Annotated in this window: 12 protein-coding genes; 9 read left to right on the top strand and 3 right to left on the bottom strand. The window is 67.6% G+C overall.

What is annotated here, in order from left to right:
* Window positions 1-198 precede the first annotated feature (198 nt).
* Complete coding sequence (locus ACFWPX_RS19510; RefSeq protein WP_378928581.1) at window positions 199-1,584, top strand: MATE family efflux transporter; 1,386 nt, start codon at window positions 199-201, stop codon at window positions 1,582-1,584.
* 4 nt (window positions 1,585-1,588) lie between these two features.
* Here ACFWPX_RS19510 and ACFWPX_RS19515 read toward each other — a convergent pair whose 3' ends face one another.
* Window positions 1,589-2,470, bottom strand: coding sequence for a TerD family protein (locus ACFWPX_RS19515; protein ID WP_378928582.1), 882 nt, complete (start codon window positions 2,468-2,470; stop codon window positions 1,589-1,591).
* Between the two features lie 174 nt (window positions 2,471-2,644).
* Between ACFWPX_RS19515 and ACFWPX_RS19520 the strand changes: the two genes are divergently transcribed.
* The 3 genes from ACFWPX_RS19520 (at window position 2,645) to truB (ending at window position 5,362) form a co-directional block, all read left to right on the top strand.
* A complete protein-coding gene (locus ACFWPX_RS19520) occupies window positions 2,645-3,601 on the top strand; it encodes a metallophosphoesterase family protein (RefSeq protein WP_378928584.1) in 957 nt (318 codons plus the stop codon).
* Between the two features lie 157 nt (window positions 3,602-3,758).
* Window positions 3,759-4,430 carry a 4'-phosphopantetheinyl transferase Npt gene (gene npt, locus ACFWPX_RS19525; protein WP_378912290.1) on the top strand — a complete coding sequence of 224 codons (672 nt, stop codon included), beginning with the start codon at window positions 3,759-3,761 and terminating at the stop codon, window positions 4,428-4,430.
* A complete protein-coding gene (truB, locus tag ACFWPX_RS19530; protein ID WP_378928585.1) occupies window positions 4,430-5,362 on the top strand; it encodes a tRNA pseudouridine(55) synthase TruB in 933 nt (310 codons plus the stop codon). The genes npt and truB overlap by 1 nt, the downstream gene beginning before the upstream one ends.
* 51 nt (window positions 5,363-5,413) lie before the next feature.
* Here the strand turns inward: truB and ACFWPX_RS19535 are convergent, their stop codons facing one another.
* Complete coding sequence (locus ACFWPX_RS19535; protein ID WP_378928586.1) at window positions 5,414-6,952, bottom strand: FAD/NAD(P)-binding protein; 1,539 nt, start codon at window positions 6,950-6,952, stop codon at window positions 5,414-5,416.
* 209 nt (window positions 6,953-7,161) lie between these two features.
* Here ACFWPX_RS19535 and ACFWPX_RS19540 point away from each other — a divergent pair, with 209 nt between their 5' ends.
* The gene (locus ACFWPX_RS19540; RefSeq protein ID WP_378928587.1) at window positions 7,162-8,277 is read left to right on the top strand and encodes a LuxR C-terminal-related transcriptional regulator; all 1,116 of its coding nucleotides are present in this window, start codon (window positions 7,162-7,164) and stop codon (window positions 8,275-8,277) included.
* 128 nt (window positions 8,278-8,405) lie between these two features.
* Window positions 8,406-9,242, top strand: a complete 837-nt coding sequence (locus ACFWPX_RS19545) for a hypothetical protein (RefSeq protein WP_378928588.1) — start codon at window positions 8,406-8,408, stop codon at window positions 9,240-9,242.
* Window positions 9,243-9,251: 9 nt separating this feature from the next.
* Here the strand turns inward: ACFWPX_RS19545 and ACFWPX_RS19550 are convergent, their stop codons facing one another.
* Window positions 9,252-10,013, bottom strand: coding sequence for a metal-dependent transcriptional regulator (locus tag ACFWPX_RS19550; protein WP_378928589.1), 762 nt, complete (start codon window positions 10,011-10,013; stop codon window positions 9,252-9,254).
* A 101-nt stretch (window positions 10,014-10,114) separates the two neighbouring features.
* On the opposite strand from ACFWPX_RS19550, the gene ACFWPX_RS19555 reads away from it, so the two are divergent.
* The 3 genes from ACFWPX_RS19555 to ACFWPX_RS19565 all read left to right on the top strand — a co-directional run bounded on the left by ACFWPX_RS19555 (window position 10,115) and on the right by ACFWPX_RS19565 (window position 14,152).
* Window positions 10,115-11,083, top strand: a complete 969-nt coding sequence (locus ACFWPX_RS19555) for a bifunctional riboflavin kinase/FAD synthetase (protein WP_378912284.1) — start codon at window positions 10,115-10,117, stop codon at window positions 11,081-11,083.
* Window positions 11,084-11,209: 126 nt separating this feature from the next.
* Complete coding sequence (gene rpsO / locus ACFWPX_RS19560) at window positions 11,210-11,479, top strand: 30S ribosomal protein S15 (RefSeq protein WP_056811493.1); 270 nt, start codon at window positions 11,210-11,212, stop codon at window positions 11,477-11,479.
* Window positions 11,480-11,878: 399 nt separating this feature from the next.
* Window positions 11,879-14,152: a polyribonucleotide nucleotidyltransferase gene (locus ACFWPX_RS19565; RefSeq protein WP_378928590.1), complete on the top strand. Its 2,274-nt coding sequence runs from the start codon at window positions 11,879-11,881 to the stop codon at window positions 14,150-14,152.
* Window positions 14,153-14,336: the final 184 nt, after the last annotated feature.

Genomic DNA, 14,336 nt, shown 5'->3' on the forward strand with positions numbered 1-14,336 from the left:
GGCGTCCGCGGTGTGATGTCGTCCCGCCCGAGCTGGGCGAACGACCAGTATCGCTGCTCATCCTGCCCGCCGCCCACGCTTCGTACCTGCGATTTCGTGCTGATCGGTGGGGAGTGTCCGCACGGGTGATCTGGGTTGTCGGTGGCGTGTGCCACCATCGGCGGGGTCGGCAGCATTCGCGCCAATGGTTCGTAGTGCATGTGGGAGGTCGGTGTGGGGTCTGCTGAACCGGTGGATGAAACCGTGCCCGACAGCGAGGTCGACCGGGCCGGGCCACGGCGCATTCTCGGCATCGCCGTGCCCACACTGGGTGTGCTGGTTGCCGAGCCGTTGTATCTGCTCTTCGACATCGCCGTGGTCGGCAGGCTGGGGGCCCTGGCCCTGGCCGGGCTGGCGGTCGGCGCGGTGATCCTCGGAACGGTGAGCACCCAGCTGACGTTCCTGTCCTACGGGACAACCGCGCGCGCGGCCCGCAGACACGGTGCGGGGGACCGGACGGGCGCGGTCGAGGAAGGCGTGCAGGCCAGTTGGGTGGGTGTCGCGGTCGGTCTGGTGATCGTGGCGGTGATCCAGTTGTTCGCGGTGCCGTTGTGTTCGGTGCTGTCCGGCGGTGGTGAGATCGCCGACGAGGCGCTCAGCTGGGTACGGATCGCGCTGTTCGGCGTGCCGTTGATCCTGCTGTCGATGGCGGGCAACGGGTGGATGCGCGGCGTGCAGGACGTTCGCCGACCGCTGACCTATGTGGTTGTGGGACTGGCACTCTCGGCGGTGCTGTGTCCGGTCCTGGTGTACGGACTGCTCGGTGCGCCGCGGATGGAACTGGCCGGTTCCGCGGTGGCCAATCTCGTCGGCCAATCGGTCTCCGGCGTCCTGTTCGCCTATGCCCTGCTGCGTGAACATGTTTCGCTGCGCCCGCGACTCGCGGTGATGCGCGCTCAACTCGTGCTCGGCCGCGATCTCATCGTCCGCAGCTTGTCCTTCCAGATCTGCTTCGTCTCCGCCGCCGCGGTGGCCGCCCGTTTCGGCGCCGCGTCCGTCGCTGCCCACCAGCTGGTCCTGCAACTCTGGAATTTCCTTGCCCTGACCCTGGATTCGCTCGCCATCGCCGCCCAGACCCTGGTCGGCGCGGCCCTCGGGGCGGGAAACGCGCACGGCGCCAAGGGCATCGCGCGTCGGGTCACCGGCTGGTCGGAGATCTTCGCCCTGGTCCTTGCCGGAGCGTTCGCCGCGGGCTACGGAGTGATTCCGCTCCTGTTCACCGACGACCCGGAAGTCCTCGACCGCACCCACATCATCTGGTGGTTCTTCGTCGCCATGATCCCGGTCGCGGGCGCGGTCTTCGCCCTCGACGGCGTTCTGCTCGGCGCGGGCGACGCCGCCTTCCTGCGCACCGCCACCCTCGTCGCCGCACTGGGCGGCTTCCTTCCCCTGATCTGGCTCTCCCTCGTCTTCGACTGGGGAGTGGCCGGGATCTGGTCGGGGCTGGTCGTCTTCATGCTGGCACGGCTGGTCGCGGTGGTCCTGCGAGCGCGGTCGGGGAAGTGGGCGCAGGTCGGGTCCGAGGTGCCAGGGAAACTGGCCTGACCCGCTAGTCGGGATCCTTCTTCACCGAGCCGTAGATGATCGCGGCCCCGACCAGGGCGAGCGGGACGAAGCAGAAGAGCCCGAGGAAGTCGCCGCGCTCGTTGATATCCGCCTGTTCGTCCCGGGTATGGCGGAGTGTGTGGTCGGTGACGCAGACGTCGTCGGCATCCATCACCTCGGTGCCGCATTTGACCGCGGAATCTCCGGACTCGGGGAGGCTGATGAGCGCGAGGGCACCGAAGAACAGCAAGATCGCGAGACCCATCAGGACACCGGCGATCCGACTACCCGGACTCAGCGATTCGTCGCCGCCGGTCGGCGCGGGCGCTCCAGCTGGTCCGGGAGTACGCGGGCGGCCGAAGTCGTGTGCTGAACCGGTCGTCTCGTCGGCCGATCCATTGCCGGGGTCAGGCGGCGTCGGCAGCGAGAGTCCGATGTCGTGCGCGAGGCCGACGATCCCGTTCGCATAGCCTTCGCCGAGGTGTCGAATCTTCCATCGCCCCTGATGGCGATACAGCTCGACCGCCATGACCAGCTTCTCGGCGGAGAATCCACTGCTCACCGCGACGATCTCCTCGCCATCGTCGCGCACGACGGTCCGGATCTCGGTGCCCGCGAACCCGCGGTCACCCGCGCTGACGACGGCGACCACCCGTGCGATTCCGGGGTCGACCCGGGTGGGGTCGATCCGCACCGCACCATCCACGACCTCGACCGCGCCGTCGGCCGAGCGTTCGCTGGGGACGACCAGGTCAGGCCCTGCGCGCAGTCGACCGGTGTCGTCGAGGCACACCGCGAACAGCTGCGGAAGCGGGCCGTTCAGCAGGCCGAGGTGAACCTCGACCCGTCCGCCGGACAGCACACGATTGCCCCCTTTTGCCAGCAACACAAGATCCCCCGAAATTGAAGTGACGCAACGCTATCAGGAAAACCCTAGCCGCTGCATCGTGCCCTGGCATGGCGTGCGGTCGCCACCTCGTTCACGGTGCTCGGTCGCCGCTGACCGACCGGAACGGACCGGCGGCGAACTGCCCGGCGGTGCGTGTGCCACTGTGGACAGGTGATTCCGAAGTTGATGGCGGTCAGCGATGTGCATGTGGGGCATCAGGGGAACAAGCCTGTGGTGGAACAGATCGTTCCCGATTCGCCCGAGGACTGGTTGATCGTCGCCGGTGATGTGGGGGAGAAGGCCGAGGAGGTGCGGTGGGCGCTGGAGTTGTTGCGCGGCCGCTTCGCCAAGGTCATCTGGGTGCCGGGCAACCACGAGCTGTGGACCACGCCGAAGGACCCGGTGCAGATGCACGGCGCCGCCCGCTACGACTATCTGGTGGCGATGTGCCGTGACCTCGATGTCGTCACCCCGGAGGACCCGTTCCCGGTGTGGACGGGTTCGGGTGCCGAGAAATATGGCGGCCGGGTCACCCTGGCGCCGATGTTCCTGCTCTACGACTACTCGTGGCGACCGGCGGGCACGAAAACCAAGGCGGAGGGTTTGGCGCTGGCGCGCGAACGCAATGTCGTCGCCACCGACGAGTTCCTGCTGACCCCGGACCCGTACCTCACCCGCGATGCCTGGTGCCACGCCCGCGTCCAGTACACCCAGCGCCGCCTCGACGCGCTGCCCCCGGAAACCCCGCTGGTGATGATCAACCACTTCCCCTTGGTCCGCCAGCCCACCGACATCCTGTTCTACCCGGAGTTCTCGCTGTGGTGCGGCACCGACCTGACCGCCGACTGGCACACCAGCTACAACGTGGTCTGCTCGGTCTACGGCCACCTCCACATCCCCCGCACCACCTACTACGACGGCGTCCGCTTCGAAGAGGTGTCCCTCGGCTACCCCCGCGAATGGAAACGCCGAGGTATGCCGAACCCGCTCCTGCGCCAGATCCTGCCCGACCCGGTCTACGCCGAAGGCGACCTGAACGCCTGGGGCGGCCACTTCAAGGTAACCCCGGAGATGGAAGCCGCAGCAGCGGAGATGCGCGAAAAAGCCGAACGCAGACGAGGCATCTGACCAGCAAATTTGCAAGAAGACAAGCCGCCTGATTTCGTAAGAACATTGGTAACTCACCGGGCACGAGCAAACTCGCCCATCCCGGTACCACCAGACGCCAACGCTGAACGACCAGCGCCTAGATCTGGCCAAAATACGCGGAGAGGCGGAACAGCACTTGCTGGAGAGGATATTGCCGAGGAGTGTGGCTTCGGCGGAGTTGCTGGTGTTTCCGGAGGACATGACGGCGCATCCGGCCGAGGAGCACCTCATCGCCAAATCCGTGGAGAAGCGCCGCCGCGATTTCATCGGTGCCCGGCACTGTGCTCGCCTCGCCCTCGAACAGCTCGGTGAGCCGCCCGTCGCGATCGGCAAGGGGGAGCGCGGAATGCCGCTGTTCCCGCGCGGCATCGTCGGCAGCCTCACCCATTGCGACGGCTATCGTGCCGCGGCGATGGCGCACGCGCTGCGTTTCCGTTCGGTCGGCATCGACGCCGAACCGCACGACACCCTGCCCGAAGGCGTGCTCGATTCGGTCAGTCTGCCCGCCGAACGCGAGTGGCTGTCCGACACGCCCGGCGAGGGCCTGCACCTGGATCGGCTGCTGTTCTGCGCCAAAGAGGCCACCTACAAGGCCTGGTTCCCGCTGACATTGCGCTGGCTCGGTTTCGAGGACGCGCATATCACCTTCGAGATCGACTCCCGCACAGACGATTCGGGCTCGGGTACTTTCCACACGAAGCTGCTCGTGCCCGGCCTGACGAACGACGGCGGCGCCGCGCTGACAGAGTTCGACGGCACCTGGCTGATCGCCGACGGGCTGATCCTGACCGCGATCGCGCACGTCTGATGGCGGCACGGGTGTCGCGGGTCGGCGAGCTCGGCGGTCTCGTGATCGTCGACAAGGACAGCGGGCTCACCAGCCACGATGTCGTGGCGCGCAGCCGGAAGCTGTTGCAGACCAAGAAGGTCGGTCACGCGGGCACCCTCGACCCGATGGCCACCGGTGTGCTGGTGCTCGGGGTGGAGCGGGCCACCAAACTGCTCGGTCAGCTGCTCCTCACCACCAAGGCCTACACCGCGACGATCCGCCTCGGTCAGGCCACGAACACCGACGACGCCGAGGGTGACGTCATCGAGACCACCTCCGCGTTGCACGTCACCGACGACGAGATCGCGGCCGGTGTCGCGGCGCTGACCGGTGACATCGAGCAGGTTCCCGCCACGGTGAGCGCCATCAAGGTCGACGGTGAACGTGCCTACGCGCGCGTGCGTGCCGGCGAGGAGGTGCAACTGGCCGCCCGCCCGGTGACGGTGTCGCGCTTCGAGGTTCTCGCCCGCCGCGACATCGCCGACGGCGAATTCGTCGATCTCGACGTCGCGGTCGAATGCACCTCCGGCACCTACATCCGCGCCCTGGCTCGCGACCTGGGCGCGGCCCTCGGCGTGGGTGGTCACCTGACAGCCTTGCGCCGCACCAGGGTTGGTCCCTTCACCCTCGAACACGCCCGCACCCTCGAAGAACTCGCGGCGGCCGCCGAAGCCGAGCAGCCCCTGCTCAGCCTCGATATCGACACCGCCGTCCGTACCGCCTTCCCGCTCCGCGACATCGACGAATCGCAGGCCACCGACCTGCGCACCGGTCGCTGGCTCGAACCTGTCGGTATCAAGGGCGTCTACGCCGCCATCGACCCACGGGGCCGGGCCATCGCACTTCTCGAGGAGAGCGGCAAACGCGCGGGCTCTGTCATGGTGGTGCGCCCGAGGGGAATCGGCGACTGACCGGTGAGCCTGTCGCCTGCCGATGCGGCGACGGGCGATTCCCGCTTCGGGCTACCGTGACCGGGCGCGGTCAGGGTCCTTGGCCGCGAATTCGCCGCTGGCAGAGGTCAGATGCTCATCGTCGCGGACGCTGCCTCTCGTCGGAGTTCCGGATTCCTTCGTCAGGTGCTCGGCCAGCATCGCCGCTTCGGCGGCGAGGCCGGGTGGATTCGTGGCGATGAACATCGAATCCGCTGCCAGGTTGCCGAGGACGCGCCAGGTGTCGGTGTGCAGTGCGCGGGTACGTGGTTCGGTGCGCAGGCCACCGGTGGGTGCGAATTCCGCTGTGCCGTCGTCGAGTAGGCGTGCCATCAGTGTTTCGGTGTCCTGTGGGGTGACGTAGGCGGGTGGGTTCACGGCGTTGATCACGACGTCTGCCGGCCAGGTGGCTTCGTCGGTCACCGTGAACGCGGTGTTGTCCGCGGTGATCGTGGTGATTCCGGTTCGCAACCTGACCTGACCCGAATCCAGCAGGCGCAGCAGGATCTGCGCGTTGTGCGGGACCATCGGTGAGCTGAGGCTGCTGATCGTGCGGTGATGATCGGTGCGCAACATCGTCCGGTCGCCGTCGTTCATGGCGGGCCACAGGATCGGGCCCATCGTGCGAATCGCCATGGTGAGCAGACGCCGGCCGAGCAGTGTGGAATCGACATCGGTGAGCTGGCGGCGCAGTCGGTGCGTCGGGTCCTCGGTGCCGGTGGCGCGGATCTCGGCGGCGAACTCGTCGAAATCCTCACCCAGGTCAGCCAGTTCGGCCCGCAGCAGCGCGACCACGTCGGCGAACTCGACCGGACCGCGTGCTGCCAGGTCGAGCGCGGCGGCCGGGGTGAGGTATCGGGGTGTGAGTGGTCGTGGACGTTGCTGGACGAACGGCAGGATGCCGCTGCGCGACAACAACGTGATCGGACCTCGATGGCCGTTCGCGCTCAGCGCCGCGGTGATGTCGACGGCGGTCAGGCCGCTGCCGATCACGGCTACCCGAGCCTCGGGGTCCACCTCGGTGAGGGTGTGCGCCAGTGGATACGGCTCGTCGATGTAGCCGGGTGCGCCGGTCAGCCCGTACTGGTCACGGGGGCGGCCGCTGCCGACACAGAGCACCACGCGATCTACCGGATGCGTCGACCCGCCCTCGGTGCGCAATACCACCGGCTGCTCTGGGGCGAGGCCGCTCACCCGGTCGTTCACGACGCTGACCTGCCATCCGTCGCGGCGCAACCGGTCGATCGACGCCCGCGCCGATTGTTCCAGGTACTCCCCGTACATCGCGCGGGGCACGATCGGCTGTCCCAGCCCATGGTCCAGGAAGCGCACCGCATCCGGGTGCTGCATCACCCACCGCTCGAAATGCCCACGATCGTTCGCCCGGACCGACATCAACCCCGGCGGGGCGTTCACCCGCACAGCGGGCACGTCGTGCTGGTAGGCACGGCCGCGCCACAGCGCCGACGTCCCCTCGAACACCGTGATCGTGCCCGGTTCCCGGTCGGCGGACGCGAGCGCGTCGAGCAGTCCGACCGCGGCAACTCCCGCACCGATGATCCCGATTCGCATATCGACTCCTGACGTCAGACGGCATTGCCGCACAAGCTCATTCGACGGCGTGACGACGGGTAGCCGATTGTCGTGCACGCCCCTCGATCAGCGTGGGCGTGCGCGGACCGCTGCGAAATCCCACGTTTGCGGGATGCGCCCACCGAATCCCCGCTTCCCCCTCGATTGCGGGATGGCCCCGAGTGCGGAACCCGATGACAATGGGGTGCATGACCGCCTCGGCTTCGCCCTCGATGACCGCCCTGCTGACCGGGATCGCGGCCGCGCAGGACGCGCACGAGTTGTTCGCGCAGACCTCTACCCGGTTGCGCCGGACGGTGGGATTCGACGCCGCGGTGTGGGTGGCCACCGATCCGGTCAATGGGCTCACCACCGCGCCGGTGCGGGTGGAGAACCTGCACGAGGGTGGCTGCGGGATCTACTGGGAGTCGGAGCTGTTCGCCGAGCACGTCAACTTGTTCCGCGATCTCGCGCTGGCACCGGTACCGGTCGCCGGATTGCGCGCGGTGACAGGCGACCGGCCGACACTGAGCCCGCTGTATCGAAACTTCATGCGGCCGCGTGGTTTCGGTGACGAGTTGCGGGCCGTGCTCCGGGTGGACGGGCAAGGCTGGGGGCAGGTGAGTCTGTTCCGGGAACGCGGCAGGAAGGCGTTCGCCGCCGCCGATATCGCTGTGCTGCAGGCACTGTCGGCCCCGATGGCGCGTCGGCTGCGAGGCTTCGCGCGACCGGCGACCGCGGGCTCGGACGGCATCCACGCGCCCGGCCTGCTGCTGTTCGGCGCCGACGGCGCATTGCTCTCGGTCAACGACGAAGCACGTGCGCTGCTCGCGCTGATGCCGCCCGGCCCGGCCACGACGACCGACTCCGGCCTCGAATTGCCGTTGCCTGTCTGGATTCTCAGTACGGCGGGCCGCGCGCGGCTCACCGGCGACAGCGCCCGCATCCGCATTCGCACGCTGACCGGGCAGTGGCTCGTCTGCCACGCCTCGTGCCTGCGTGACTCGAACGGCGAACCGAGTACGACGGCGCTGGTGATCCAACACGCGACCCCGTCGGACGTCGCCGCCCTCGTCGTCGCGGCCTATGAACTGACCCGGCGCGAACTCGAGGTCACCGAACTCATCGCGGCGGGACTGTCCACGGCCGCCATCGCCCGGCACCTGCTGGTCTCCGCCCACACCGTGCGCGACCATGTGAAGTCCATCTTCGACAAGACGGGCGTCACCAGTCGTGGTGAGCTCGTCGCTGCCCTGTTCACCGAATTCCGGCAACCGGTGGCCGAATCGGTCACGCTGCGTGTGCTCGACGGGCACGCGAGCTGAGCCGCGCCCACCGAATCCGTGGAGTCGTCGGTGACGCCGGCTGTCAGTGGCACTGGACGCGCGGCTAACGCCCTGTCCGAAACAGGCGATAGCGAAGATATACAGCTTTCGCGGCGGAGGGGCAGACCATGACTGCGATCAGGAAGACCTGGATCGGTGTCGTCGCCGGTGTGACGGTGGTGCTCGCGGGCTGTGGCAGCGGTGATCCGCAGGGGCAGGGATCGCCGCGTCCGACGACCACGATCGCCGCGCCGAAATCGCTCGCCACTCCCAGCGCCGCTCCAGCGGTCACCCAGGCCGGGCCGCCGGTCGCCGCTTCTCCGGTCGGACCGTCGAATTCCGTGGGTGCCTCCACTGCCCCCGCGGTGACCGCGAGGCCACCCGAACCCGCGACCGGCACTGTCGTCCTGCGCACCGTGACCCTGTCCGGCATCCCCGTTCCCGGTGTGCCGGTTCACCTTTCGCTGCAGCAGCCGTGCGATCCGTCGAGCAACGACATCCCCGTCGGAGAAACGGTGGAAACGGTGCGCCGCGACGGTGTCACCGACGAGCAGGGCCGGGCGGCCTTCATCACCGAAATCGGTTGCTATCGCTTCGGGATGACCGCGCCCTCGGGAACGAATCCGGTCCCCGAGGGCATGCACACACTGTTCCTGGTCACCCCGGGTGGCACGGCCACCGGCCAACTGCGCTTCCAGGACACTGCACCCGAACCAGCCCCTGCCTGCGCCGAATCCACCATCGAATCCGAACTCGGCGTCGATCCAGGACCCACCGCGACCATCCCGGACTGCGACGGGCAGTGGGCTGTCATCCGCTGGGATACCCCCGGCGACAACCAGCGCCTCATCACCCGCACATCAGGAACCTGGACCACCTACGTCAGGTTCCCCCATGACACTTGCTGGTCCAAGGCCTCCGCCGACGGCGTACCGGACCGCCTCCGCACCTACTTCAACTGCTGATCCAGGGAACTACGCCGTGAGCCAAATGGCTTCGGCGGCAAGTGTTCCCAGCTCGGTAGGGGTTTCGGCCGAGGCGATGCGGACGGCGATGGTGCCGGCGAAATCGCGGCGTTCGGCTACCTCGATCGTGGTGTCGAGGGCGATGCCGACGGAGTCGAAATAGCGCAGCATGGCGGGGTCGGAATCGGAGATGCGGGCCACCCGGCCGAATTCGCCCGCGGCGAAGTCGCTGAGCTGGCGGGCGGGGGGAGTGGGGACGGCGCCGTCGGCGGAGGGGATGGGGTCGCCGTGTGGGTCGCGGTCGGGGTAGCCGAGTTTCGCGTCGATGCGGGTCATGAGCAGGTCCGAGACGGCGTGTTCGAGGACCTCGGCCTCGTCGTGCACCTCGTCCCAGCCGTAGCCGAGTTCGTTCACCAGGAACGTCTCGATCAGGCGGTGCCTGCGCACCATCGCGACCGCGGCGCGACGGCCGTGTTCGGTCAGGGTGATCGCGCCGTAGCGGGCGTGTTCGACCAGTCCCTGATCGGTGAGCTTGCGCACCGCCTCCGACACCGTCGAAGCCGACACGCCGATCCGCTCGGCCAGCAGCTTGGTCGACACCTTCTCCTGCGACCACTCCTGGGCGGTCCAGATGACCTTCAGATAATCCTGTGCCACCGCCGATAGTTCGGGCGCGATGGTGGCGGCGAGTTCGGCCTGCTCGGCGGGCTGCGTCAGCGCGCTACGGGTCGCGACATCTCGTTTAGCTGGCACATCACCAATGTTAGGCATCCCTGGCCGGAATGACACATCGGCGAACCGGCACGGCGCGCACCGGTGATCCGGTCAGACCGGAATTCTGTTCGGGCACCGCTTTGCGTAGGCTTCGCTCTGTGCAGAGATGGCGAAGTCTCGACGACGTGCCCGCGGACTGGGGGCGTTGCGTTCTCACGATCGGCGTGTTCGACGGGGTACATCGGGGGCACGCGCAGCTGATCAGCCGCGCGGTCGCCGCGGCGGGCAAGCGTGGGGTTCCCTCGGTTCTGATGACCTTCGATCCGCACCCGATGGAAGTGGTGCGACCCGGTTCGCATCCCGCACAGCTCACCACGCTGACCCGCCGCGCGGAGCTGGCCGCCGAACTCGGGATCGACGTGTTCTGCGTGATGCCGTTCACGCAGGATTTCATGAAGCTCACCCCGTCCGAGTACGTGCACGACCTGCTGGTGGAACGTCTGCATGTCACCGAGGTCGTGGTCGGCGACAACTTCACCTTCGGCAAGAAGGCCGCGGGCACCGTCGACACGATGCGCGACCTCGGTGCGCGGTTCGGCTTCGAGGTCGACGGGGTGACCCTGCTCGGCGAACACGCCGTCACTTTCTCCTCCACCTATATCCGCGCCTGTGTCGACGCGGGCGATATGGCCGCGGCGGCCGAGGCGCTCGGGCGCCCGCATCGTGTCGAGGGTGTCGTCGTGCACGGCGACGGCCGTGGTCGCGGGCTCGGCTTCCCGACCGCCAACGTCGCCCCGCCGATGCACGCCGCTATCCCGGCCGACGGGGTGTACGCGGGCTGGTTCACCGTGCTCGGGTCGGGCCCGACCATCGGTCGGGCCGCACCCGGTGAGCGCGCGATGGCCGCGATCTCGGTCGGCACCAACCCCACGTTCTCCGGCCGCTCCCGCACCGTCGAAGCGTTCGTTCTCGACGGTGAGGCCGACCTCTACGGCCAGCATGTCGGTGTCGATTTCGTCGAACAATTGCGCGGGATGCGCAAATTCGACTCCATCGACGATCTGGTCGAGGCCATGGGCCGCGATGTCGAGGCCGCGCGCAAAATCCTCACCGCCGCCGACGCCTGAGCCCGGATTCACCTCGCCACCACGTGTCGAGTAAAGTGGCTCCTCGGGTTTGCTGCGGTCCGCGGTGGCGCCCATCCCGGGTAACCGGACCTTCGAGCGCGGAACTGAAAATAGGAGTCGAGCCACATGGCGCTGACCACTGAGCAGAAGTCGGCAATTCTCGCCGAATACGGCCTGCACCCCACCGACACCGGCTCGCCGGAGGCGCAGATCGCGCTGCTGTCGAAGCGGATCTCGGACCTGACCGAGCACCTGAAGCAGCACAAGCACGATCACCACACCCGTCACGGCCTGCTGGCCCTGATCGGTCGTCGTCGCCGCCTGTCGAAGTACCTGCAGGCCAACGACATCAACCGCTACCGCTCGCTCATCGAGCGCTTGGGTCTGCGTCGCTGATCTGAATCAGACACGCCTCCTCGTCGAGGCGGTCGACACCTGGCCAACGGGAAGAAGTACACTTCTTCTCGTTGGCTATTCGTGTATTCGGGGACCATCGGGTTCCCGGCTGCATTACAACATGTGACAGCCGTATGCATTCGTCCGCGTGGCGTCGGTCTTCGGTAGTGGCCTTTCGGCAGGCGTTTGTCTCGCCGCCGTCGGGCTTCGATCGATGACCGCCTCCGCGTCGCCGCTTCCAAGGGGATACGGCCGGGTGCTGCGCGTGGACGCCAGGAGGGTTTCCACGTGTCCGTGTCCGGTACGGCTGACGACAGCTGGGTTCGCGCCCACCAGGGGACAAAGTACGCCTGGAAACGGCAGCGCGACCAGCGAGACGAGAGGTCGAGAGAAGAGAATATGACGCAGACAACTGAACGCCCTTCGACTGCGGTCGAGGTCGAGCCCGGAGTTTTCGAGTCGGTCGCGCTGATCGACAACGGTAGCTTCGGCACCCGCACCATCCGCTTCGAGACCGGCCGTCTGGCCAAGCAGGCCGCGGGTTCCGTCGCCGCCTACCTCGACGACGAGACCATGCTGCTGTCGGCGACCACCGCAGGCAAGTACCCCAAGGACCAGTTCGACTTCTTCCCGCTGACGGTCGATGTCGAAGAGCGCATGTACGCCGCGGGTCGCATCCCCGGCTCGTTCTTCCGTCGTGAGGGCCGCCCCTCCACCGACGCGATCCTGACCTGCCGCCTGATCGACCGGCCGCTGCGCCCGACCTTCATCGACGGTCTGCGCAACGAGATCCAGGTCGTCGTCACGGTCCTGAGCCTCAACCCGGCCGACCTCTACGACGTGGTGGCCATCAACGCCGCCTCGGCGTCGACTCAGCTGTCCGGCATCCCGTTCTCCGGCCCGATCGGTGGCGTCCGCGTCGCCCTCATCGGTGGCCAGTGGGTCGCGTTCCCGACCGTCGAGCAGCTCGAAGGCGCCGTGTTCGACATGGTCGTCGCGGGCCGCGTCACCGACACCGGCGACGTCGCCATCATGATGGTCGAGGCCGAGGCCACCGACAAGGTCATCGCGCTGATCGAAGACGGTGCGCAGGCCCCGACCGAGGCCGTGGTGGCCGAGGGTCTCGAAGCCGCCAAGCCGTTCATCGCGCGTCTGGTCCGCGCCCAGGCCGACCTGGCCGCGCTGGCCGCCAAGCCGACCCAGGAGTTCCCGCTCTTCCCGCCGTACGGCCCCGACGTGTTCGAGGCTGTCGAGGGCACCTCGAAGGTCGAGCTGAACCAGGCGCTGAGCATCGCCGACAAGCAGGCCCGCGAGGCCCGCATCGACGAGATCAAGGCCGAGGTGCTCGCCCGTCTGGGTGATGACTTCGTCGGTCGCGAGAAGGAACTGGGTGCCGCGTTCCGCTCGGTCACCAAGAAGCTGGTGCGTCAGCGCATCCTCACCGACGGTTTCCGCATCGACGGCCGCGGCCTGGCCGACATCCGTCAGCTCTCCGCCGAGGTCGACGTGATCCCGCGCGCCCACGGTTCGGCGATCTTCGAGCGTGGCGAGACCCAGATCATGGGTGTCACCACCCTCGACATGGTGAAGATGGCGCAGCAGGTCGACTCGCTCGGCCCGGAGACCTCCAAGCGCTACATGCACCACTACAACTTCCCGCCGTTCTCCACCGGCGAGACCGGTCGCGTCGGTTCGCCGAAGCGTCGCGAGATCGGCCACGGCGCGCTCGCCGAGCGTGCGCTGATGCCGGTGCTGCCTTCGCAGGAGGAGTTCCCCTACGCCATCCGTCAGGTCTCGGAGGCGCTGAGCTCCAACGGCTCCACCTCGATGGGTTCGGTCTGTGCCTCGACGCTGTCGCTGCTCAACGCCGGTGTGCCGCTGAAGGCACCGGTCGCGGGTATCGCCATGGGCCTGGTCTCCGACACCATCACCAACGACAAGGGTGAGGACGAGGTCCGCTACGTCGCGCTCACCGACATCCTCGGCGCCGAGGATGCCTTCGGCGACATGGACTTCAAGGTCGCGGGTACCCGTGACTTCGTCACCGCCCTGCAGCTCGACACCAAGCTCGACGGCATCCCCTCGCAGGTGCTCGCCGGTGCGCTGAACCAGGCGCACGACGCCCGCACCACCATCCTGGATGTGATGGCCGAGGCCATCACCGATCCGGACGAGATGAGCCCCTACGCCCCGCGCGTGACGGCCATCAAGATCCCGGTCGACAAGATCGGCGAGGTCATCGGGCCCAAGGGCAAGATGATCAACCAGATCACCGAGGAAACCGGCGCCAACATCTCCATCGAGGATGACGGCACCGTGTTCGTCGGTGCGACCGATGGGCCGTCGGCCCAGGCCGCGATCGACATGATCAACGCCATCGCCAACCCGCAGCTGCCCAAGGTCGGCGAGCGCTTCCTCGGCACGGTCGTCAAGACCACCGCCTTCGGTGCGTTCGTCTCGCTCCTGCCGGGCCGCGACGGTCTGGTGCACATCTCCAAGCTGGGCAGCGGCAAGCGCGTCGCCAAGGTCGAAGACGTGGTCAACGTCGGCGACAAGCTGCGCGTGGAGATCGCCGATATCGACAACCGCGGCAAGATCTCGCTGATCCCGGTCGAGGACGAGGCCGCTGCCGCCGAGCCGGCCGCCGTCGAGGAGACCACCGAAGCCGAGTAGGCCTCGCTCCAGCTGACTGACGAAACCCCCGCCGTTGTTCGGCGGGGGTTTTGTCGTTTCCGGCGCCGAACGTGTTCGTGATCTGGATCACGATGATGCAACGGTGATGCAACGTTGTCTCACTTAGTGTGTCCGGACACAGTAAGAATCTGTGTCGACAGCCGTGACGCCGCCCATCGGGAGC

This window comes from Nocardia sp. NPDC058518 (assembly GCF_042719655.1).
Lineage (GTDB): Bacteria > Actinomycetota > Actinomycetes > Mycobacteriales > Mycobacteriaceae > Nocardia.

Coding starts and splice junctions, on each gene's coding strand:
- ACFWPX_RS19510 (WP_378928581.1), top strand. CDS start 199: ATGTGGGAGGTCGGTGTGGGGTCTGCTGAACCGGTGGATGAAACCGTG.
- truB (WP_378928585.1), top strand. CDS start 4,430: ATGGCGGCACGGGTGTCGCGGGTCGGCGAGCTCGGCGGTCTCGTGATC.
- ACFWPX_RS19535 (WP_378928586.1), bottom strand. CDS start 6,952: ATGCGAATCGGGATCATCGGTGCGGGAGTTGCCGCGGTCGGACTGCTC.
- ACFWPX_RS19540 (WP_378928587.1), top strand. CDS start 7,162: ATGACCGCCTCGGCTTCGCCCTCGATGACCGCCCTGCTGACCGGGATC.
- ACFWPX_RS19545 (WP_378928588.1), top strand. CDS start 8,406: ATGACTGCGATCAGGAAGACCTGGATCGGTGTCGTCGCCGGTGTGACG.
- ACFWPX_RS19550 (WP_378928589.1), bottom strand. CDS start 10,013: ATGCCTAACATTGGTGATGTGCCAGCTAAACGAGATGTCGCGACCCGT.
- rpsO (WP_056811493.1), top strand. CDS start 11,210: ATGGCGCTGACCACTGAGCAGAAGTCGGCAATTCTCGCCGAATACGGC.
- ACFWPX_RS19565 (WP_378928590.1), top strand. CDS start 11,879: ATGACGCAGACAACTGAACGCCCTTCGACTGCGGTCGAGGTCGAGCCC.